We start from the raw sequence: 21,036 nt of genomic DNA, 5'->3' as shown, positions 1-21,036 counted from the left end.
GACGGCGCCCCTTCGCTTCAGGCCCGCGCAGGCTCAGCTCGTCGCCTGTGGAGCATGGCTACGTCGCATCGCTCGTAGCGCGCGCCGTACTGCGCCATGATCCCGGCATCGTGGCGGAAACCCAGCTTTTCGTAGAGATGGATCGCCGCCTCGCAGTGCCTGTTGGTCAGGAGATAGAGCGGATCGGCCCCCATCTCCCCTGCCCGCGCAATCATGGCATCGAGCAGGAATTCCCCGGCCTTCAACCCGCGTGCAGAAGCCCGCACCCCCATTTTCGTGAGTTCGAACGACCGCTCGCCCGTCTTCTGCAACGCGCAAGTGCCGACGATCCCCAGCCCTTCCGCCTCCACGAACAGGATCGCCCCGCCCGGATCGACGATCCGCTGGCGCGGGTTTTCCAGAACCTCGCGATCGGTGGGTTCGAGGCGGAACATCGCCGCGATCCACTCCGCATTGATGTCGTGGAAATCCTGGGCAAGGCCATCCTCGAATTCGCGAATGCGCAGGACGGGCGGCTTCAGCCGATCGTAGCGCGCCACCATCGAGGATTCGTCCAGCGCGTTCTCGACCCGCTCCAGAAGCGCCAGCAAGGCCGCGGTGTCGCCGCCGCACATCTCGTCCACGGCCAGCCCGATGCCGGGCCAGACATGCATGCGCGTCCGCGCCATCGCCGTTTCGCCGGCCGGGGTGAGCGATACGTGCCGCTGGCGAAGGTCGCTGCCCTGGGCTGTCTGAACCAGTCCCTGTGCGGCGAGCTGGCCGATCGCGCGCGTGACGCCGGGCTGGCTGGAGCCCACGGCCTCGGCAAGCTGGCCGATCGTCCTGGCGCCATCGTCAAGCGCGGTCAGCAGCGGCATCTGGCCCGGCTGCGCGGGAATCCCCGCCGCCTGGATGATCTGCGCGGCATCGCCCTGGAGCCGCTCGGCCAGGCGCTTGAGGCGGCTGCCGAGATAGACACCGCCGAGACGGGCGATCACATCGGTCATGCATTCAACTCCATATCACGTTATATATCGCGTTATGGAGATAAGCCCGGACCGTCAAGCGGGCAAAAAGAAAGGGCGGCTCCGGAGAGCCGCCCTTCCCTGTCTGCTCGGAAGAACCGAGAGATCGATCCCGGAGCGAATCCGGGAGAATCCTTGCGGGCCGAAACCCGCAGCGGATTACTTGAGCTCGACGGTGCCGCCGGCTTCTTCGATCTTCTTCTTGATGTCTTCGGCTTCGGTCTTGTTGACGCCTTCCTTGACAGCCTTGGGAGCGCCTTCGACGAGAGCCTTGGCTTCAGCGAGGCCCAGACCGGTGATGGCGCGGACTTCCTTGATGACCTGGATCTTCTTGCCACCGTCGCCGGTGAGGATGACGTCGAATTCGGTCTTCTCTTCGACAGCGGCGCCAGCGTCGCCGGCCGGGGCAGCAGCCACGGCAACAGCGGCAGCGGCGGAAACGCCCCATGCTTCTTCAAGGGCCTTGGCGAGGTCAGCGGCCTCGAGGACGGTCAGCTGCGACAGTTCTTCAACAAGCTTGGCGATATCGGCCATGATAATAACTCCTGATCTGTGGTCCCGGGGTGCTGGATGCGGTCCACCGGGATAAATCGAAACGAATAGAATTGCTTAGGCTTGCCCTTTGGCGATCTGCGAGAGACCGCCTCAGGCCTGAGCTCAAGCAGCCTTGTCGGCGTAGGCAGCGAAGACGCGCGCCAGCTTGGCCGCCGGAGCGGTCTGAAGCTGTGCGATCTTGGTCGCCGGAGCCTGAACGAGGCCGATGAGCTTGGCGCGCAGTTCGTCGAGCGAGGGCATCGAGGCGAGAGCCTTGACACCATCGGCGTTCAGAACCTGCGAACCCATCGCGCCGCCGACGATCTCGATCTTGTCGGTCGTCTTGGCGAAGTCGACGACGGCCTTGGCTGCTGCGACGGGGTCCACCGAGGTGGCGATGGCCGTCGGGCCGCTGAGGAAGTCGCCGATACCGACATAGTCGGTGTCTGCGATGGCAAGCTTGGCAAGACTGTTCTTTGCAACCTTATAGGTAGCACCGGCATCACGAATCTTGCCGCGCAGGGCGGTGGACTGGGCCACCGACATGCCGAGGTTACGGGTGATGACCACCACGCCGACCTCGTTGAAGACTGCGTTGAGCTGGGCGACCGAATCGGCTTTCTGCAAACGATCCATGCCTTACTCCTTCACATGTGACCGCTTGGGACTTGCATCCCGCACGGCCGGCTACGTTTGTCCGAAGCGCAAATGCACTTCGGGCGAGTCCGTTGGCGATGGGGAAGGAGTTTTTCGTGCCGAAACACGAACCTGGCACCACATTCCGCGAAGGAATGCCGGGCCGGAAATTTTCCTGTTCCCCGTCTAGGCTGGAAATTAAGCCCCCCATCACGATCAACGCAAATCGAGGGCACCAACTGTCTCGGACGGATGAACCATGGGCCGGGACCCATGTGGTTCGGCCGCGCCTTTGGCTGAAAGCGCGGCCCGAGTCAAGTTTCGCGAGTCAATCGATCTCAGATGGTCTCGCCGGCGGCATCGTAGCCCAGCAGGTCTCCGGGCTGGCAATCCAGTTCCCGGCAGATCGCTTCCAGCGTGGAGAAGCGGATGGCCTTGGCCTTGCCGGTCTTGAGGATCGAGAGATTGGCCAGGGTGATGCCGATGCGCTCCGCCAGTTCGGTCAGCGTCATGCGGCGGGCATGGAGCAGATCGTCGAGCTTCACCACGATATTGCCTCCTTCTGTGCTGTCTTCGCCCATCAGACGGTCCCTTCCAGTTCGGCGCGCATCTCGGCGCCCTTGCGGAAGACCCGCGCCAGGATGAACAGGATCAGCATGAGCAGCAGGCCATTGCCCGAGATGCCGCCGATCGAATCCAGATGAGTCTCGCCCTTGCCGATCTTGTTGATCAGCGCGCCCAGCGCCGAGAGCGGCAGGCCGAGAAGCTGCACGACAAGGCTGAGCCACGCCATCTGCGTCAGCCGCCGGGCGTTCTCGGGGACGAAGGGGTCGCCGTCGCCCACGGTGCCGACGATGCGCTTCAGCAGCTGGAATATCCGGAACAGCACCCCGCAGAGGACCGCCGCGAGGACCAGGATCCCGCTGACCACCCAATAGAACTGCGGCAGCAGCAGCGGCATTTCCTTGGCCATTTCCGCCGAGATCTCGTTCTGGAACGCCAGCATCGCCGGGATCGCAACGAGGCAGGCGCCGATGGCGAGGGCCATCGCGCCCATCAGGAACCAGAGCATGCCCTTGGCAATGGCGAGCAGCGGATCGCGGGTGAGCGCGTGCATGGTGGAAGTCATCGTCCTGCCCCTTTTCTGTTCGGCTTACATCAAGGCCGGCGCGACGGGCGCGGCGATGACGATGCGCGTGACGGCGCCGTCGCGGGCGGCCGTTTCATGGACCACCGTATCGGCCGCAAGCGCGGGCGCGGATATCGTCGGCAGCCAGAAGCCGGCAACGAAAGCCAGGGAAAGGACAATGGCGAAAGGTCGGCTGGCGACCTGGGTAGTCGAGAAGATCATTGTTCGTTCTCCGATATGCCTGATATCGAAATTCAATAAACTCAATTCGGCATATCGTCAAACAATAATATTGAAAAACAATATGAGGCTCGTTGCTTTTCGAGAAGCACCGTCGAAAATGCACGAGAATCCGCCACTCTGGATCCAGTTCCCGAGTGCCCCCACACCCGGTTCCATGGCCGCGCGGGAAGCGAGGGCCGTGCCAGGTCTGTCAGGTCCGGACCTGCGAATCGCGCAGACAACGAAAAGCGGGGCGGCTCCCTGAGGAACCGCCCCGCACACGCCGGCTTGCCGCGTAGGGGTTACGGCAGCGCGGCGTCAGACCTCGACCGGCTCCTTGCGCCCGGCAATTGCCGGCGCGGCGGGCGTGGTCGTTGGCTTGTAAGTGCGCCAGTCGAAGGGCTTGCCCTCGGTCTGCGCATGCTCGCGGCGTTGCAGGATCAGGCGCGCGCGGCGCATGCGGGCCTTGCGCGAGGTGAAGGGATTGGCGGCGTCAGGCGGCGCATCGACCATGGCTTCGAGCAAGGCCCGGCGATCCTGCTGCAAGGGCACGGGACCTTCCGCCATCGCATCGGCCGAAGGACCTGTTGGCGGCGGGATCACGGCCGCGGTCGCGATCGGCACGGCGGCCTCGGCAGGGCGCGCCTCCGCGGCGGGTTCCAGCGGCTGCACATAGGCCCTGTCGTCGACGGAGGTCGCTGCCCAGGGCTCGGAATAGGAATCGGCCTCCGGTTCGGGCTTGCGGCGGCGCATCATCATCGCCGCGATACCCGCGCCGGCCACACCGAGGGCCGCCAGCAGGCCGAGGACACCCTCGACCGGCAGACCCTCGTTCCGAGCCGGTCCATTGCCGGCTGGCGCGCTGGCAGCGGGCGCAGCCAGCGCGGCTGCGGATGGGCTAGCAGACGATGCAGCACGCGGCGTCGCAGCGACGGGCGGCGGAGCATCGCCGCGGGCGAGCGCCCCGTCACGCGCGGCGCCGGCATCGGCCGCCGTGGGCACGCGGGTCGGTTCGGGAGCCGAGCGAGCGATAGCGCGCGACGGAGCGGTACTGCTGGCCGCCTCGGCAGGCGCTGCGGGCAGCGGCGCCGCATTGCTTGCACTCGAGGCCGCTCCAGGGGTGGCCGCTTCCGGCGCAGCCACGGCCGGTGCTGGACTGAAATCGGGCAGCACGACCTGGGGCGCCACCGGAGCGGGCGCCGGCGGCACCGCGCTGGGCAGAGCAGGCACCACGACCGTGCTTGGAACCGGCGCCGAGCCCGGCTGGGTCGGCAAGGTGGTACCGGACGTCATGTCCTGGGCCTGAGCGGGGGCCAGAGCCGAGGTTGCAGAAAGCACGAAAACGGCGGCAATCGCCGTTACCGCGCCATACGAGCGGGGGGCGGGATCTTTTTCCATGCAAGCTCAATGCATGGGAGACGATGAAGTTACGCCGAAATGACTTGCCAAGAGACGAAAGGAAATGAAAAGCCGGACGAAATGCACACATCTACGCATTTATACACATATCCGTTCGACTCTGCCGCGCTCTATTAAATTGACGCCGCCGGATGTTAATTTGGCGTTCACGCGAAAATTGACGATACTATCGCTTCTGGATTGACGCGCGCCCTCCGCTTTCGCGAATCTTTCTGCGCGCCATCGCCAGACGGTTTGACACCAGGCCCCTCCACTTCTATATGACGCCCTCGCTCGATCGCTTCGAGCAAGGCTTGTCCATGCGCGGGGACAGGCCCGGGAAGGAAGCGATACGGGTTTCATCTGACGCAGAAGGCTGCTGGCCGCATCGGTAAAACTCCAGGTTTTCCGCGCGTGCCGGGCGGCCTTTTGGCGTTTCGGATGCCCTGCCCACGCAGGGATAACGTCACTCGCGACGACGAATTTTTCCGGCCCGATTCACGCGAATCGGTCCTTTGAAGCGAAGAGGCAAAGACCAGCTCATGGCCACCAAGCCCGCAAGCGTCCGCTCTGCAAAGAAGCGGATCCGCAAGATCTTCGGCGACATCCACGAAGTCGTCCAGATGCCCAACCTGATCGAAGTCCAGCGCGAGAGCTACGAGCAGTTCCTGCGCTCGAACCCTGCGACGGGCTACGTCTCGGGCCTGGAAAAGACCCTGCGTTCGGTCTTCCCGATCCGCGACTTCGCCGGCACCAGCGAACTCGACTTCGTGCACTACGAGCTGGAAGAGCCGAAGTACGACGTGACCGAGTGCCGCCAGCGCGGCATCACTTATGCGGCCCCGATGAAGGTCACGCTGCGCCTCATCGTGTTCGAAGTCGATGCCGAGACCGAGACCCGCTCGGTCCTCGATATCAAGGAGCAGGACGTCTACATGGGCGACATGCCGCTCATGACCGAGAACGGCACCTTCTTCATCAACGGCACCGAGCGCGTGATCGTCTCGCAGATGCACCGTTCGCCGGGCGTCCTGTTCGACCACGACCGCGGCAAGACCCACTCCTCGGGCAAGTTCCTCTTCGCGGCCCGCGTGATCCCCTACCGCGGTTCCTGGCTGGACTTCGAGTTCGACGCCAAGGACATCGTCAACGTCCGTATCGACCGCAAGCGCAAGCTGCCGGTGACCTCGCTGCTGTTCGGCCTCGGCCTCGATAACGAAGCGATCCTCGACTACTTCTACGAGACGGTCACCTGGAAGCGCGGTTCGGGCGGCTGGCAGCTGCCCTATCAGTCGGAAGCCTGGCGCGGCGCCAAGCCCGCCTTCGACATCGTCGACGCCAAGTCGGGCGAAGTCGTGTTCCCGGCCGGCACCAAGATCAGCCCCCGTGCCGCCAACAAGGCACAGAAGGACGGTCTTGAAGAGCTGCTGATCCCGACCGAGGAAATCTTCGGCCGCTATTCGGCCAAGGATCTCATCAACGAGTCGACCGGCCGCATCTACATCGAAGCCGGCGACGAAGTTTCGCCCGAGAACCTCGAGGCGCTTGACCAGGCCGGCATCGACCAGATCGACCTGCTCGACATCGACGACGTGAACACCGGTCCCTGGATCCGCAACACGCTCAAGGCCGACAAGGCCGAGAACCGCGACATGGGTCTGGAAGCGATCTACAAGGTCATGCGTCCGGGCGAACCGCCGACGAAGGAAACCGCCGAAGCCCTCTTCGCCGGCCTGTTCTTCGACGCCGATCGCTACGACCTCTCGGCCGTCGGCCGCGTGAAGATGAACATGCGCCTGGGCCTCGATGCCGAGGACACCGTCACCACGCTGCGCGTCGAGGACATCCTTGCCGTGGTCAAGGAACTGGTCGGCCTGAAGGACGGCAAGGGCGAGATCGACGACATCGACAACCTCGGCAACCGCCGCGTGCGTTCGGTGGGCGAGCTGCTCGAGAACCAGTACCGCGTCGGCCTGCTCCGCATGGAGCGCGCCGTGAAGGAGCGCATGTCGTCGGTGGACGTGTCGACGGTCATGCCGAACGACCTCATCAACGCCAAGCCTGCCGTGGCCGCCGTTCGCGAGTTCTTCGGTTCCTCGCAGCTCTCGCAGTTCATGGACCAGACCAACCCGCTGTCGGAAGTCACTCACAAGCGCCGCGTTTCGGCCTTGGGCCCGGGTGGTCTCACCCGTGAGCGCGCCGGCTTCGAAGTCCGCGACGTTCACCCGACGCACTATGGTCGTATCTGCCCGATTGAAACGCCGGAAGGCCCGAACATCGGTCTGATCAACTCGCTGTCGACTTTCGCGCGCGTCAACAAGTACGGCTTCATCGAAACCCCCTACCGCCGCGTCGTCGACGGTCATGTTTCGAAGGACGTCGTCTATCTTTCCGCCATGGAAGAGCAGAAGCACACCGTCGCGCAGGCGTCGGCTGAGCTGAACACCGACGGTTCGTTCGTCGAGGAACTCGTCTCGGCTCGCCAGAACGGCGAATTCGTGATGAGCCCGCGCGACCAGATCACGCTGATGGACGTTTCGCCCAAGCAGCTCGTCTCGGTGGCCGCCTCGCTCATTCCGTTCCTGGAAAACGACGACGCCAACCGCGCGCTCATGGGCTCGAACATGCAGCGTCAGGCCGTGCCGCTCGTGAAGGCGGACGCTCCGTTCGTCGGCACCGGCATGGAAGAAACCGTTGCGCGTGACTCCGGCGCCGCGATCTCGGCGCTGCGCGCCGGCATCGTCGACCAGGTCGACGCAACGCGTATCGTCATCCGCGCCTCGGGCGATATCGAACCCGGCAAGTCCGGCGTCGACATCTACCGTCTGCAGAAGTTCGAGCGTTCGAACCAGTCGACCTGCATCAACCAGCGTCCGCTGGTGAAGGTGGGCGAAGTGATCCAGGCTGGCGACACCATCGCCGACGGTCCTTCGACCGAGCTGGGCGAACTGGCCCTGGGCCGCAACGTGCTCGTCGCGTTCATGCCCTGGAACGGCTACAACTACGAAGACTCCATCCTGATCTCCGAGCGGATCGTGAAGGAAGACGTCTTCACCTCGATCCACATCGACGAGTTCGAAGTGATGGCCCGCGACACCAAGCTGGGTCCTGAAGACATCACGCGCGACATCCCGAACGTCGGCGAGGAAGCCCTGCGCAACCTCGACGAAGCGGGCATCGTCTACATCGGCGCCGAAGTGCACCCGGGTGACATCCTGGTCGGCAAGATCACGCCGAAGGGCGAAAGCCCGATGACGCCGGAAGAAAAGCTCCTCCGCGCCATCTTCGGCGAAAAGGCTTCGGACGTCCGCGATACCTCGCTGCGTCTGCCGCCGGGCGTTTCGGGCACCATCGTCGACGTGCGCGTGTTCAACCGCCACGGCATCGAGGTCGACGACCGTACCCGCGCGATCCAGAACGAGGAAATCGAACGCCTCGCCAAGGACCGCGAGGACGAACGCGCCATCCTCAACCGTGCCACCTACAACCGTCTGAAGGACATGCTTCTCGGCCAGGTCGCCGCTTCGGCGCCCAAGGGCATCAAGAAGGGCGTGGACATCACCGACGAGGTGCTGGACGAGGTCGAGCGTCACGAGTGGTGGAAGTTCGCCGTTGCGGACGACCACATGCAGTCGCAGCTCGAAGCGGTGAAGACCCAGTACGACCTCACCGTCAAGGCGATCCAGGAGAAGTTCGAGGACCGCAAGGAGAAGCTGGAACGCGGTGACGAACTCGCGCCCGGCGTGCTCAAGATGGTCAAGGTCTTCGTGGCCGTGAAGCGCAAGCTTCAGCCGGGCGACAAGATGGCCGGCCGTCACGGCAACAAGGGTATCATCAGCCGCATCCTGCCGCTGGAAGACATGCCCTTCCTCGAGGACGGTACCCCCGTCGACTTCGTGCTGAACCCGCTGGGCGTGCCTTCGCGCATGAACGTCGGTCAGATCTTCGAAACGCACCTCGGCTGGGCCGCTCGCGGCCTGGGCGCGCGTATCGGCGCAGCTCTGGACGACTGGCGCGCAGCCAACCCGGATCCCGTGGCCGGCGAACCGCCGGAAGCGGTCCGCGAACTGCTCAAGGAAGTCTACGGCTCCAACTACACCGCCGAGATCGAGGCGCGCAGTGACGAGCAGATCGTCGAATTCGCTCAGTCCGTCCGCAAGGGCGTGCCGATGGGTTCGCCGGTGTTCGACGGCGCCGTCGAGAAGGACGTCACCGACATGCTCCGCCTCGCCGGTCTCGACGAGTCGGGCCAGGTGGACCTTTACGACGGCCGCACCGGCGATCGTTTCGACCGCAAGGTGACCGTCGGCTGCAAGTACGTGCTCAAGCTGCACCACCTTGTCGACGACAAGATCCACGCGCGTTCGATCGGCCCCTACTCGCTCGTCACCCAGCAGCCGCTGGGCGGTAAGGCGCAGTTCGGTGGCCAGCGCTTCGGTGAAATGGAGGTCTGGGCTCTCCAGGCCTACGGCGCGGCTTACACGCTCCAGGAAATGCTGACGGTGAAATCGGACGACGTGGTCGGCCGCACCAAGGTCTACGAAGCGATCGTCAAGGGCGACGATACCTTCGAGGCCGGCATCCCCGAGAGCTTCAACGTGCTCGTCAAGGAAATGCGCTCGCTGGGCCTCAACGTCGAGCTTACCAGCCATGACGACAACGAGGACGACGACGGCGTGGCCCTGGCGGCGGAATAACGGGATCGGGCGGGGCCCGCACGGCCCCGCCTTCCCTTCCTTCCGCCTCGAGAATTCACCCCCAGAGGGACTGAAACATGAACGACCTGACCAAGTTCACCAACCAGATGGCGAAGCCCGAGACCTTCGATCAGATCCAGATCGGTCTGGCCTCGCCCGAGCGCATCCGCTCCTGGTCCTTCGGCGAGATCAAGAAGCCGGAAACCATCAACTACCGTACGTTCAAGCCTGAGCGTGACGGCCTTTTCTGCGCCCGCATCTTCGGTCCCGTGAAGGACTACGAATGCCTTTGCGGCAAGTACAAGCGCATGAAGTACAAGGGCGTCGTCTGCGAAAAGTGCGGCGTCGAAGTCACCGTCACCAAGGTGCGCCGCGAGCGCATGGGCCACATCGAGCTGGCCGCACCGGTCGCGCACATCTGGTTCCTGAAGTCGCTGCCTTCGCGCATCGGCCTGCTGCTCGACATGCAGCTCAAGCAGCTTGAGCGCGTTCTCTACTTCGAAAGCTACATCGTGATCGAGCCGGGCCTGACCCCGCTCGAGAAGTACCAGCTCCTCACCGAAGACGAGATGCTCGACGCCCAGGACGAGTACGGCGAGGATTCGTTCTCCGCCGGCATCGGTGCCGAGGCGGTGAAGCACATGCTCATCAACCTCGACCTCCAGCAGGAGCGTGCGGACCTTCTCCAGGAACTTGAGACGACCAAGTCGGAACTCAAGCCCAAGAAGATCATCAAGCGCCTCAAGGTCGTGGAATCGTTCATCGATTCGGGCAACCGCCCCGAGTGGATGATTCTCGACGTCGTGCCGGTCATTCCGCCCGAACTGCGCCCGCTGGTGCCGCTGGACGGTGGCCGCTTCGCGACCTCGGACCTCAACGACCTCTATCGCCGCGTCATCAACCGCAACAACCGCCTGAAGCGCCTGATCGAGCTGCGTGCGCCGGACATCATCGTCCGCAACGAAAAGCGCATGCTGCAGGAAGCGGTCGACGCCCTGTTCGACAACGGCCGCCGCGGCCGCGTCATCACCGGCGCCAACAAGCGTCCGCTGAAGTCGCTGTCCGACATGCTCAAGGGCAAGCAGGGCCGCTTCCGTCAGAACCTGCTCGGCAAGCGCGTCGACTATTCGGGCCGTTCGGTCATCGTGACCGGACCGGAACTCAAGCTGCACCAGTGCGGCCTGCCGAAGAAGATGGCGCTCGAGCTGTTCAAGCCGTTCATCTACGCCCGTCTGGACGCCAAGGGTCTTTCCATGACCCTGAAGCAGGCCAAGAAGTGGGTCGAGAAGGAGCGCAAGGAAGTCTGGGACATCCTCGACGAAGTCATTCGCGAGCACCCGGTCATGCTGAACCGCGCGCCGACGCTTCACCGTCTGGGCATCCAGGCGTTCGAGCCGGTCCTGATCGAAGGCAAGGCGATCCAGCTGCACCCGCTCGTCTGCTCGGCGTTCAACGCCGACTTCGACGGTGACCAGATGGCCGTCCACGTGCCGCTCTCGCTGGAAGCCCAGCTGGAAGCGCGCGTGCTGATGATGTCGACCAACAACATCCTCTCGCCGGCAAACGGCAAGCCGATCATCGTGCCTTCGCAGGACATGGTTCTCGGCCTGTACTACCTGTCGATGGACCGCATCGGCGAGCCGGGCGAAGGCATGAAGTTCGCGGACATGGCGGAAGTGCACCAGGCGCTTCACGTCGGTGCCGTGACGCTGCACTCGAAGATCGAGGCCCGCGTGCCGCAGACCGACGAGAACGGCGAGCAGTACATGAAGCGCTTCGAGACCACTCCGGGCCGCATGCTGCTGGGTGAATGCCTGCCGAAGTCGCACACCGTGCCCTTCGACGTCGTCAACCGCCTTCTCACCAAGAAGGAAATCGGCGACGTCATCGACCAGGTCTACCGCCACACCGGCCAGAAGGACACGGTGCTGTTCGCCGACGCGATCATGTCGCTCGGCTTCCGCAACGCGTTCAAGGCGGGCATCTCCTTCGGCAAGGATGACATGATCATCCCGGACTCGAAGGAAGCCCTGGTCGGCGAAACCAAGGAACTGGTTGCCGACTACGAGCAGCAGTACCAGGACGGCCTGATCACCCAGCAGGAAAAGTACAACAAGGTGATCGACGCCTGGAGCCGTTGCGGCGACCAGGTGGCGAACGCCATGATGGAAGAGCTGAAGGCTCAGCCGGTCGATCCCGAGACGGGCCGCATGGCCCAGATCAACTCGATCTACATGATGAGCCACTCCGGTGCGCGTGGTAGCCCGGCGCAGATGAAGCAGCTTGGCGGTATGCGCGGCCTCATGGCCAAGCCGTCGGGCGAGATCATCGAAACGCCGATCATCTCGAACTTCAAGGAAGGTCTGACCGTTCTTGAATACTTCAACTCGACCCACGGTGCTCGTAAGGGCCTGGCGGATACGGCGCTCAAGACGGCGAACTCGGGTTACCTGACCCGCCGTCTGGTCGACGTGTCGCAGGACTGCGTCGTCGTGATCGAGGATTGCGGTACCGAGCGCGCGCTGGAAATGCGTTCGATCGTGCAGGGCGGTTCCACCATCGCCTCGCTCGCCGAGCGTATCCTGGGTCGTACCCTGGCCGAGGACATTGCCGACAAGGAAGGCAACGTCATCGCCGCCAAGGGCCAGCTCCTGGACGAAGCCGCCGTGGCTGCGATCGAGGCGACCGGCCTGCAGGCTGCCCGCATCCGTTCACCGCTGGTCTGCGAAGCCCAGCAGGGCGTTTGCGGCAAGTGCTACGGCCGTGACCTCGCACGCGGTACGCCGGTCAACATCGGTGAAGCTGTCGGCGTCATCGCCGCACAGTCGATCGGTGAACCGGGCACGCAGCTCACCATGCGTACCTTCCACATCGGCGGCGCCGCCCAGCTGAACGAAACCAGCCACCTGGAATCGATCTGCGAAGGTTCGGTCGAATATCGCGACATCCCGACGATCGTGGACAAGCGCGGCCGTCGCCTCTCGCTGGCCCGTAACGGCGAAATCGTCGTGATGGACACCGAAGGCCGCGAGCGCGCCATGCACCGCGTGCCTTACGGCACCGTGCTGCTCCACACCAATGGCGCGAAGGTGAAGGAAGGCGAACGCCTGGCCGAGTGGGATCCGTTCTCGCTCCCGATCATCACCGAAACCTCGGGTACGGTGAAGTATCAGGACCTGATCGACACCCGCACGCTGACCGAGCATGTCGACGATGCGACCGGCATGACCAGCCGCGTCGTGACGGAAGACCGTTCGTCGCGCACCGCGAAGAAGAAGGAGGACCTGCGTCCGCGCATCACCCTTCTCGACGACGCGTCCGGCGAATCCGCGCGCTACATGATGGCGCCGGGCACGACCCTCTCGGTGGAAGACGGCCAGACCGTCGAGGCCGGCGACATCATCGCCCGTGCCTCGCGCGAAGCCGCCAAGACCCGCGACATCACCGGCGGTCTGCCGCGCGTTGCCGAACTGTTCGAGGCCCGCAAGCCGAAGGACAACTCGATCATCGCCAAGGTCTCCGGCCGCATCGAGTTCGTGCGTGACTACAAGGCCAAGCGCAAGATCGCGATCATCCCGGAAGAGGGTGATCCGGTTGAGTACCTGATCCCGAAGAGCCGCGTGATCGACGTGCAGGAAGGCGACTTCGTCAAGAAGGGCGACAACCTGATTTCGGGCTCGCCCGATCCGCACGACATTCTGGAAGTTCTCGGCGTCGAGGCACTTGCGGAATACCTCGTGGCGGAAATCCAGGAAGTCTACCGCTTGCAGGGCGTGAAGATCAACGACAAGCACATCGAGACGATCGTTCGTCAGATGCTGCAGAAGGTTGAGATCACGGCCGGTGGCGATACCACCCTGCTGCCGGGCGAACAGGTCGACTACGAGGAAATGTTCGAGATCAACAGCAAGCTTCCCGAGGGCAAGATGCCCGCGGAAGGCAAGCCGGTGCTGCTCGGCATCACCAAGGCCTCGCTGCAGACCCGCTCGTTCATCTCGGCGGCGTCGTTCCAGGAGACCACCCGCGTGCTCACGCAGGCGGCTGTCGAGGGCAAGAAGGACTCGCTCATCGGCCTCAAGGAAAACGTCATCGTCGGCCGCCTCATCCCGGCGGGTACCGGTGCCGGCATGAACCGCGTCCGCGTGGCGGCCACCAGCCGCGATGCCGCCCTGCGCGCGTCCTACCGCCGCCTGCAGGAATCTCTGATCGCCGCCAACACGGCGGAAGAAGAGCATGCAGCCGAACTGGCCCAGGGCCCGGAAGCCGCGATCGGCAACGATCCGCTTGCCGCGGTCGAGGGTGAAACCCATGGTCTGGACGCCGATGCCGGCGATTACCTGATCAAGGGCGACGACCAGTCGGAAGGCGAACAGCCGGAAGGTGGCGACGAGGCGTAAGTCTCCCCGCTACCGCCTGACAGGCAGAATGAAGGCCCCGCCGGAGCGATCCGGCGGGGCCTTTTGCTTTGGGCGTGACGGGTCTGCGCAGGACGGTGCGGCCAGGAGGCGACTTCGATAGGCGGCTTACCGCGCTCGACGGGCGACATGGCTCGCGGGCGCCTTTACGGGCATAGCGACCGCACCCCCGCTCTCTCGCAAGGCTGGTTCCGGATGGGCAACCCTGAGTCCAAGATCGTACCTGCCGCGATGGCTTCGGTCATCGCCATGGCTGCGCTCGCAGTCTGGTCCAGCCTTGCGGGATTCAGCGCCTTCGCCTGACGCCCATTCCTGCTGGATAGGCATTTCAGGGGACGCCGACGTCCGATCGCGGAGAGGTAGAGCCGCTCTCGATCCGATTACGCCGGATCCACGGCTCTCGTTTCTGATCCATCCCGTTTTCCGGATCGTCAGGGGTTGCCACCGTGCGCAGGGCACAGCAACGATCGCTGCCAACGGCCGCCTTTAGCCGCGGGCTCTCAACTGCGCCCCTATGGCCTCGTGACTGACCTCATTCGGAAGCCGCCACGCGAATCATGCTGGATTGGCCAAAGCCCGGACTCGGCTTGTCAGCCCGCTCTCTGCCAGAAGGTATAGCCCCGGTGCAGGCCCGTACCGGCCACTGCCGCCATGACTCCGACGACGAGGGCATCCCAGGCCATCAGCGCCCAGACGAGCCCCTGGGGCTGTCCCAGGACAACCATATGGTCCCAGCGGTGCAGCGGCTGCAGGACGGCCAGCGCGGGGGCGATGTAGATCAGCATCCGCAGCGCCTTGCCCCAGCCGCGCCGATAGGCATCGGCCAGCCCGGCCTCGCGGTCGCCCAGCAATCCGCCGACCATGAGGACGAGGCCGGGCATGCTGGCGATCGTCGCGAGGATCGAGATGGCGAAGGCCGCCGCAGGCATCCGGAAGTCGATCAGGCCCGGTAGCGTGAAGACAACCTGGACCAGAAATCCGGTCAGGACCTGCTTCCAGCCGATCCCCGCCAGGCTCAGGCTGCGCAGGCCCGCCTCTCGGTTGGCCCAGAAGCGCGCCGCCAGCAGCATCGCGAAAACCAGTCCCGCGACTTTGACCGGACCCAGCGAGAGTCGCGCCGGGTCCGAGCCCAGGGCGGCGAAGGCATCGCGGCTGGCGAACATGCCGAGGCGGATCTCGACGACATGCTGGGCGAATTCCGGAATGGCGGCGAGCGCGGGGATTACCGGCGCCAGTTTCCACAAGACAAGGCTGTCTCGCAGCGAGGCGAAGAAGCCGCGGGCCTCCGCGCGGAGCCGCTCCATCGGCGCCCCCACCCCCGCTTCCATCGCCGCAGGCGCGTGCGCCGCCCTCCGCGCGGACGCGCGCAGGGCTTTCGCCTTCGGCGCTCTGCCCGGATTCATTCCGCGGCTTGCGCCTGCGCCTCGTTCGCGGCTTCGATTTCGGCCGCCTTGGCTTCGACCAGCTTGACGATGTGGTCCAGCATGTCTTCGGACTGCACGACGTGGTCGGTCACGCCGGACAAGTAGACCATGTGCTTGCCATTGCCGCCGCCGGTGAGGCCGATATCGGTTTCGCGCGCTTCACCGGGGCCATTGACCACGCAGCCGAGCACCGAGAGCGAGAGCGGCGTCTTGATGTGCTGCAGCCGGTCCTCCAGCGCTTCCACCGTGCGGATCACGTCGAAGCCCTGGCGGGCGCAGGACGGGCAGGACACCACGCGAACGCCGCGCGTGCGCAGGCCGAGTGCCTTGAGCATCTCGAAGCCCACGCGCACTTCCTCTTCCGGCTCGGCCGAAAGCGAGACGCGCAAGGTGTCGCCAATGCCTGACCAGAGCAGCATGCCCATGCCGATCGAGGATTTCACGGTGCCGCCGATGAGGCCGCCCGCTTCGGTGATGCCCAGGTGCAGCGGGCAGTCCACCGCGTCTGCAAGGCCCTGGTAGGCGGCGACGGCCAGGAACACGTCGCTGGCCTTCACCGCCACCTTGTATTCGTGGAAATCGTGGTCCTGGAGCAGCTTGATATGGTCGAGCGCGGATTCGACGAGCGCTTCGGGGCAAGGTTCCCCGTACTTTTCCAATAAGTCCTTTTCGAGGCTGCCCGCGTTCACGCCGATGCGGATCGCGCAGCCGTTGGCCTTTGCCGCGCGCACGACTTCGGCCACGCGGTCGTCAGAGCCGATATTGCCGGGATTGATACGCAGGCAGGCAGCGCCGGCGTCGGCGGCCTCAAGCGCACGCTTGTAGTGGAAATGGATGTCCGCGATCAGCGGGACGTTCGCGGCGCGCACGATTTCCTTCATTGCCGCCGTGCTCTCCACGTCGGGACAGGAAACGCGGATGAGGTCCGCCCCGGCTTCCTCGCAGCGACGGATCTGGTCGATCGTCGCCTTGGCGTCGGAAGTCAGAGTGTTGGTCATGGTCTGCACCGTGATCGGGGCATCGCCGCCGACGGGAACATTACCGACCATGATCTGGCGGCTCTTGCGGCGCTCGATATCGCGCCAGGGACGTACGGAAGACATGCGCCCCCTATAGGCCTTTGCAGTGACGGTTTGAAGCACCATTGCGCAGGGGTGCGCAATCCCCTTTCGGGTGGCCGATAGAGCGGCACCGGAGAGGCGCGTTCACGGCGCCCGTCCGGCGCCGCCGGTCACAGCATCCGGGCGTAGAGGAATTCCTCGTCGCGCTGTTCGCCGACCATGAAATGGATGTCGGCCACTTTGCCGAAGCCGTAGCGGGCGTAGAACTTCTGCGCGCCTTCATTGCCGCTCCATACCGAAAGCTGCATTTCCCCGGCGCCATGTTCGCGCCCGATCTCCAGCGCGCGGTCCATCAGCGCAGCGCCGATGCCGCGCCCGGTCGTTTCCGGATCGGTGTAGAGCTGCTTGAGTTCCACCACCCGCTCGTGCCGCGCATGTTCGGGCCAGCCGCAGGCCATGACGAGCTTGCAAAAGCCCAGCAGCGCGCCGTCCTCTTCGGCCAGCAGCACGCGCATGGCCGGGTCTGCGATCTCCTTGGCCACTTTCGCCTCGCTGTGCGAATCGGCCAGGAAATCCTCCAGATCCTGGGGCGTGTACATATGGCCGAACTTCGCGACGAAACTGCGGCCACCGAGTTCGGCCAGGGCCGCGGCATCGGCAGGGTTGGCGGGGCGAAGATTCATGTCAGTTCCCGGGTCATGCACATGGAGAAGGGATCGTGCTCATAGCTGCCGAAAGGCGGGCATTCCGTGAAGCCGTGCGCGCGATAGAGCGCATGGGCGGCGTGGAACGGCTCCGGCCGCCCGGTTTCCAGGCTGACGCGGTGATAGCCCCGCGTGCGGGCTTCCTCGATCAGGCGCAGGAGAATGGCCTTGCCCACGCCCCGCCCCCGATAGTCCGGTGCCGCGCGCATCGATTTCAGTTCGCCGTGGCCCTCGTCCAGACGCTTGATCGCCCCGCACCCGGCCAGGCGCTCGCCATCCCAGGCGGAGAAGAACGTGACATCGGGCTGGCGCAGGCGGGCGGCCGGCATGGCGTGGACACTCTCCGGCGGCGACCACTGGTGCATTTCGTCGAGATGGAACTGCAGCAGATCGAGTACGTCACGGCCCGTCAGGTCATCTTCCACGATCGTCAGATGAAGCGTCATTCCTGGCTCCCGGAAAACTTGTCTGCCTTGCGGCGGCCCATGCGCATGCCTGCTTCCAGGCGGGCACGCAACTCGGTGTAGTAGTCTTCCAGGAAGGCCCGCTCGTCGTTCCAGCCGTCGTTGCGGTCGATCTTGCGGGCGATGGTTTCGTAGACGCTTTCGAGCGATTGCGCCCGGTCGTCGCGCAGGACGCGTTCCAGCGCCTGCAGCTCGTATTCGCCGTAGACCGCCAGTTCGGCTTCCTCGAAGCGATAGGTGCGCCGCGCCGGCGCTGCGCCGGCATCGAGCGCGACCTCGTCCTCATGCCTTGCCGCCGGCGCGCGCGCGAGGGACATCGCCGCCTCCAGCTTCTGGCGTGGACGCTCCAGCACCCAGGTCCCCGCGATCATGTCGCCGGCCCGCAGGGCGTCGCGGTTGAACAAGGGCATGAGCAGGAAGATCGCCAGCCAGCCGGTGGCCGTCAGCCAGCCCATGCCGCTTTGCGCCCCCGCCTGCAGGATGAAGACGATCGGCAGGAACAGCTCGATGTCGCGCAGGAGGTTGCGGGCGATCACCATGTCCGCCGTCAGCCGCCCGCCATCGCGGGCGGCGATGCGGATGCCGGCGATACGCTTACCCGGCGTGGCGCCGCGCGGTCCCAGTTCGAAGAACAGGAAATAGGCGTTGCGGAACAGGAACATCGCCACCAGCCAGACGATGACGAGGAACTGCAGGGCATGGCCCAGCGCATTCTTCTGTTCGAGATTGCGATCGATCCCGGTCAACCCGCCGGCGATTTCGATGAGCCCCCAGGTCGTGAGGCCCATGAGCACCAGGATCACCAGGAAATCGAGCATGAGCGCGCCCACGCGCGATCCCCGGCTGGCCACCGTCACCGGGACCGAGATGCCTTCCGGCGTCACCAGCACGCGGTCGCGCGAGGTCCGCCGGTAGCGGGTCGGCACCACGCTCATGCCGCGCGCACTTTGCCGCGGTTGCCCCGGAAGGCGAAGAAATAGGCGCACCAGGCCGCCAGCATGAAGCCGCCGATAGCGAATCGTCCGAAAGTCTGGTCGACGAGCTGGCGCGCAAAGCCTTCGAGCAGCGCGGCGACGATCAGCATGAGCACCACCCCGGTCATGACCAGCGCCGCGCGCCGCCCGGCTTCCGCCGTCGCCTGAAGCACCGGCCGGTTGCCGGGAAAGGCGAGCGAGCGGCCGATGTGCAGCCCTGCCGCCCCCGCCAGCATGATGGCGAAGAGTTCCGTCGTACCGTGGACGGCGAGCCATCCGGCGAAATCGGTCAGCAGCCCGGCCCCATGGTAGAGCCAGAGCATCGCCCCCAGCATGGCCATGTTATGGACCAGCAACAGCAGCGACGGGATGCCGAAAGCGAAACCCAGCGCGAAGGCCAGGATCGAGACCTGCGAATTGTTGCTGAACAGCTGGGTGGCGAACAGGCTCATGCCGTTGCGGCCGCTATCGCCGAACAGCGTGTGGCGCAGGGCTTCGCGCGTCGCCCCGGGTACGCGGCCGCCCGCCATGTCGCCGCCGACAAGGGCATGGTACCAGTCCACGTCGTGCGCCACGAGCAGCCAGCCCACCGCGGTTCCGGCCACCATCACCGCCAGCGCCACCAGGATGTCCAGCCAGATCGCCCGCACCGCCGCGCTCCAACCGCCGCCCAGGAAGCCGCGCAGCCAGTCCCACAGCGAACTGCGCGGGCCGTAGACGACGAACCAGGCGCGCTGCACCAGCGCTTCGAGATAAGCCAGCGTCGCGGCATCGAGCGAGGTTTCCCGCGCGATCGACAAGCTGGAGGCCACGGTGCGGTACAGCCCCGGAAGGGCCAGCAGGTCTTCATCCGACAGGCGGCGGAGGCGGCCCTTCTCCATGCTGGTGACGATCGCTTCCAGCCGCTGCCAGTCGGCCTCGCGTTCGAGGCGGAAGCGGTCGGAGCGCAGCGCCGCACTCTCGATGGCGGAGACGGAATCGGGAAGCCCGGTATCGGAGCGCCCCGTACCTGAAGGCAGAGTGGCGGCGTTCATCCGATCGCTCCCGATCGCTTGATTTCGAGATAGGCATCGATCAGCCGGGTGCCGATCGTGTGATAAGGCGCTTCCACCACGTCCACGCCCAGCTGTTGCAGCCGCCGGGTGACCAGCGCGCGCTGGCGCAGCAGGGTATCCGCGGAAACCGCCATGGACAGCGTTTCGAGGTCGTCCGGCGCCGCGCCCGAGATCGCCTCCAGCTCGTCGTCGGCCATGGTGACGAACAGCACGACATGGCGCGAGACGAGCCGGCCGATCGATTCGATCATGAGCTGGGCGCTGGTGGGGTCGGTGAAGTCGGAGAACACCACGATCAGCGAACGGCGCTGCAGGCGCGCGGCCAGGGTGGCCAGCGCCAGCGTGAAATTCGGCTCTTCGGAGCGATATTCCAGCCCCGCCGCCGCGCGTTGCAGCCGGTGAAAGTCGCGCGATGCGGTGACGAAAGGCGTCGCCACTTCGGGCCGCGCGGCGAAGCCGAACAGCGAGACGCGGTCGCCGCCCTTGAGCGCCACGTAGCTGGTGGCGAGCGCGGCGGAAACCGCGCGGTCGAGCCGGGGCATGCCCTGGATCGGCTCGCACATCGTCTGTCCGCAATCGAAGGCGAAGACGATCTGGTTGTTCCGCTCGGTCTCGTATTCCTTGGCGTAGAGGTGGACATGCCGCGCCGAGCTTTTCCAGTCGATCCGGCGGCGGTCCATGCCAGGCTCGTATTCGGCCAGCGATTCGAACTGGGTGCCCTCGCCCCGGATGCGGCGGGCGATCAGGCCATATTGCGCATCCTTGAGGAAGGTCTGCAGCGCCGGGGAGCGCACGGCGGCAATGTTCGGCCAGACGCGCACTTCCCGGCCGAGTTCACCGCGGAACTGCCGTGCGCCCAGCCCCATAGGCCCGGTCCAGCGCAGCCAGGTCCGCGCGATCCGGCCGGTACCGCGGCGCGAGGGGCGGAAGGCGAGCGTGCCGCGCCAGCCTTCCTCGCCCCGGTTCGCCAGAGTGAGGCTGGCCCGTCCGCCGGGAACGAGGCGCGGATCGCATTCCAGGGCGAGTTCGACCCGCGAGGCCCGCGCAGCGGAAAGATCCAGCGCGGCGGTCAGTTCGGCCGGCTCTCCCACTTCGACATCGGCCGGCACCGCGATCCGCAAGTCGCCCAGGCGCCCCGCCAGAAGCGCGTCGATCGCGATCAACGCCAGCACCGCCAGCCCGAACACCGGCGCCACGACCCAGGCTTCGGGCCGCGTCGCGCCGATCACCAACGCCACCGGCGCGGCCAGCGCCAGTAGCCCGGCCGCACGCGCGGTGGGCACCATGGGAGCGGAGCGCAGGCTCATCGGATCAGGACC

The 21,036-nt window shown here is 65.3% G+C and carries 17 protein-coding genes; 3 read left to right on the top strand and 14 right to left on the bottom strand.

Features of this window, described 5'->3' with window-relative positions; translation table 11 throughout:
* Positions 1-17: 17 nt before the first annotated feature.
* The 7 genes from EDF58_RS08605 to EDF58_RS08575 form a co-directional block, all read right to left on the bottom strand.
* Complete coding sequence (locus EDF58_RS08605; RefSeq protein WP_132264524.1) at positions 18-986, bottom strand: bifunctional helix-turn-helix transcriptional regulator/GNAT family N-acetyltransferase; 969 nt, start codon at positions 984-986, stop codon at positions 18-20.
* 177 nt (positions 987-1,163) lie between these two features.
* Complete coding sequence (gene rplL / locus EDF58_RS08600; protein ID WP_132264523.1) at positions 1,164-1,538, bottom strand: 50S ribosomal protein L7/L12; 375 nt, start codon at positions 1,536-1,538, stop codon at positions 1,164-1,166.
* A 123-nt stretch (positions 1,539-1,661) separates the two neighbouring features.
* Positions 1,662-2,174 carry a 50S ribosomal protein L10 gene (rplJ, locus tag EDF58_RS08595; protein ID WP_132264521.1) on the bottom strand — a complete coding sequence of 171 codons (513 nt, stop codon included), beginning with the start codon at positions 2,172-2,174 and terminating at the stop codon, positions 1,662-1,664.
* Between the two features lie 338 nt (positions 2,175-2,512).
* Positions 2,513-2,755, bottom strand: coding sequence for a helix-turn-helix transcriptional regulator (locus tag EDF58_RS08590; RefSeq protein ID WP_132264519.1), 243 nt, complete (start codon positions 2,753-2,755; stop codon positions 2,513-2,515).
* Positions 2,755-3,303, bottom strand: a complete 549-nt coding sequence (locus EDF58_RS08585; protein ID WP_243654138.1) for a DUF2975 domain-containing protein — start codon at positions 3,301-3,303, stop codon at positions 2,755-2,757. Before EDF58_RS08585 ends, EDF58_RS08590 begins: the two co-directional genes overlap by 1 nt.
* A 24-nt stretch (positions 3,304-3,327) precedes the next feature.
* The gene (locus tag EDF58_RS08580; RefSeq protein WP_132264518.1) at positions 3,328-3,525 is read right to left on the bottom strand and encodes a hypothetical protein; all 198 of its coding nucleotides are present in this window, start codon (positions 3,523-3,525) and stop codon (positions 3,328-3,330) included.
* Between the two features lie 318 nt (positions 3,526-3,843).
* Positions 3,844-4,923: a hypothetical protein gene (locus tag EDF58_RS08575; RefSeq protein ID WP_132264516.1), complete on the bottom strand. Its 1,080-nt coding sequence runs from the start codon at positions 4,921-4,923 to the stop codon at positions 3,844-3,846.
* 542 nt (positions 4,924-5,465) lie between these two features.
* Here EDF58_RS08575 and rpoB point away from each other — a divergent pair.
* The 3 genes from rpoB (at position 5,466) to EDF58_RS25815 (ending at position 14,338) form a co-directional block, all read left to right on the top strand.
* Entirely contained in the window at positions 5,466-9,620 is a 4,155-nt protein-coding gene (gene rpoB, locus EDF58_RS08570) for a DNA-directed RNA polymerase subunit beta (protein ID WP_132264514.1), read from the top strand.
* A gap of 77 nt (positions 9,621-9,697) precedes the next feature.
* Entirely contained in the window at positions 9,698-14,017 is a 4,320-nt protein-coding gene (gene rpoC / locus EDF58_RS08565; protein WP_132264512.1) for a DNA-directed RNA polymerase subunit beta', read from the top strand.
* Positions 14,018-14,164: 147 nt separating this feature from the next.
* Entirely contained in the window at positions 14,165-14,338 is a 174-nt protein-coding gene (locus EDF58_RS25815) for a hypothetical protein (protein WP_165921361.1), read from the top strand.
* Between the two features lie 287 nt (positions 14,339-14,625).
* Here the strand turns inward: EDF58_RS25815 and EDF58_RS25810 are convergent, their stop codons facing one another.
* The 7 genes from EDF58_RS25810 to EDF58_RS08530 form a co-directional block, all read right to left on the bottom strand.
* A complete protein-coding gene (locus EDF58_RS25810; protein ID WP_165921360.1) occupies positions 14,626-15,438 on the bottom strand; it encodes a hypothetical protein in 813 nt (270 codons plus the stop codon).
* Positions 15,435-16,562: a flavodoxin-dependent (E)-4-hydroxy-3-methylbut-2-enyl-diphosphate synthase gene (ispG, locus tag EDF58_RS08555; protein WP_132264510.1), complete on the bottom strand. Its 1,128-nt coding sequence runs from the start codon at positions 16,560-16,562 to the stop codon at positions 15,435-15,437. Before ispG ends, EDF58_RS25810 begins: the two co-directional genes overlap by 4 nt.
* Positions 16,563-16,690: 128 nt before the next feature.
* Positions 16,691-17,203 (bottom strand): GNAT family N-acetyltransferase, encoded by a 513-nt coding sequence (locus tag EDF58_RS08550; RefSeq protein ID WP_132264509.1) that lies wholly within the window; start codon positions 17,201-17,203, stop codon positions 16,691-16,693.
* The gene (locus tag EDF58_RS08545; RefSeq protein WP_132264507.1) at positions 17,200-17,670 is read right to left on the bottom strand and encodes a GNAT family N-acetyltransferase; all 471 of its coding nucleotides are present in this window, start codon (positions 17,668-17,670) and stop codon (positions 17,200-17,202) included. Before EDF58_RS08545 ends, EDF58_RS08550 begins: the two co-directional genes overlap by 4 nt.
* Entirely contained in the window at positions 17,667-18,623 is a 957-nt protein-coding gene (locus EDF58_RS08540; RefSeq protein WP_132264505.1) for an RDD family protein, read from the bottom strand. The genes EDF58_RS08545 and EDF58_RS08540 overlap by 4 nt, the downstream gene beginning before the upstream one ends.
* Entirely contained in the window at positions 18,620-19,696 is a 1,077-nt protein-coding gene (locus tag EDF58_RS08535) for a stage II sporulation protein M (RefSeq protein WP_132264503.1), read from the bottom strand. The genes EDF58_RS08540 and EDF58_RS08535 overlap by 4 nt, the downstream gene beginning before the upstream one ends.
* Entirely contained in the window at positions 19,693-21,024 is a 1,332-nt protein-coding gene (locus tag EDF58_RS08530; RefSeq protein ID WP_132264501.1) for a DUF58 domain-containing protein, read from the bottom strand. The genes EDF58_RS08535 and EDF58_RS08530 overlap by 4 nt, the downstream gene beginning before the upstream one ends.
* Between the last annotated feature and the right edge of the window lie 12 nt (positions 21,025-21,036).

The organism is Novosphingobium sp. PhB57 (genome assembly GCF_004342985.1).
Classification (GTDB): domain Bacteria; phylum Pseudomonadota; class Alphaproteobacteria; order Sphingomonadales; family Sphingomonadaceae; genus Novosphingobium.
The sequence above is the reverse complement of the archived record's forward strand: the minus strand, read 5'-3'. Positions and strand labels throughout refer to the sequence as shown.

Excerpts from the sequence above, each read along its gene's own strand:
- EDF58_RS08605 (WP_132264524.1), bottom strand. The coding sequence starts at position 986 with ATGACCGATGTGATCGCCCGTCTCGGCGGTGTCTATCTCGGCAGCCGC.
- rplL (WP_132264523.1), bottom strand. The coding sequence starts at position 1,538 with ATGGCCGATATCGCCAAGCTTGTTGAAGAACTGTCGCAGCTGACCGTC.
- rplJ (WP_132264521.1), bottom strand. The coding sequence starts at position 2,174 with ATGGATCGTTTGCAGAAAGCCGATTCGGTCGCCCAGCTCAACGCAGTC.
- EDF58_RS08590 (WP_132264519.1), bottom strand. The coding sequence starts at position 2,755 with ATGGGCGAAGACAGCACAGAAGGAGGCAATATCGTGGTGAAGCTCGAC.
- EDF58_RS08585 (WP_243654138.1), bottom strand. The coding sequence starts at position 3,303 with ATGACTTCCACCATGCACGCGCTCACCCGCGATCCGCTGCTCGCCATT.
- EDF58_RS08580 (WP_132264518.1), bottom strand. The coding sequence starts at position 3,525 with ATGATCTTCTCGACTACCCAGGTCGCCAGCCGACCTTTCGCCATTGTC.
- EDF58_RS08575 (WP_132264516.1), bottom strand. The coding sequence starts at position 4,923 with ATGGAAAAAGATCCCGCCCCCCGCTCGTATGGCGCGGTAACGGCGATT.
- rpoB (WP_132264514.1), top strand. The coding sequence starts at position 5,466 with ATGGCCACCAAGCCCGCAAGCGTCCGCTCTGCAAAGAAGCGGATCCGC.
- rpoC (WP_132264512.1), top strand. The coding sequence starts at position 9,698 with ATGAACGACCTGACCAAGTTCACCAACCAGATGGCGAAGCCCGAGACC.
- EDF58_RS25815 (WP_165921361.1), top strand. The coding sequence starts at position 14,165 with ATGGCTCGCGGGCGCCTTTACGGGCATAGCGACCGCACCCCCGCTCTC.
- EDF58_RS25810 (WP_165921360.1), bottom strand. The coding sequence starts at position 15,438 with ATGAATCCGGGCAGAGCGCCGAAGGCGAAAGCCCTGCGCGCGTCCGCG.
- ispG (WP_132264510.1), bottom strand. The coding sequence starts at position 16,562 with ATGTCTTCCGTACGTCCCTGGCGCGATATCGAGCGCCGCAAGAGCCGC.
- EDF58_RS08550 (WP_132264509.1), bottom strand. The coding sequence starts at position 17,203 with ATGAATCTTCGCCCCGCCAACCCTGCCGATGCCGCGGCCCTGGCCGAA.
- EDF58_RS08545 (WP_132264507.1), bottom strand. The coding sequence starts at position 17,670 with ATGACGCTTCATCTGACGATCGTGGAAGATGACCTGACGGGCCGTGAC.
- EDF58_RS08540 (WP_132264505.1), bottom strand. The coding sequence starts at position 18,623 with ATGAGCGTGGTGCCGACCCGCTACCGGCGGACCTCGCGCGACCGCGTG.
- EDF58_RS08535 (WP_132264503.1), bottom strand. The coding sequence starts at position 19,696 with ATGAACGCCGCCACTCTGCCTTCAGGTACGGGGCGCTCCGATACCGGG.
- EDF58_RS08530 (WP_132264501.1), bottom strand. The coding sequence starts at position 21,024 with ATGAGCCTGCGCTCCGCTCCCATGGTGCCCACCGCGCGTGCGGCCGGG.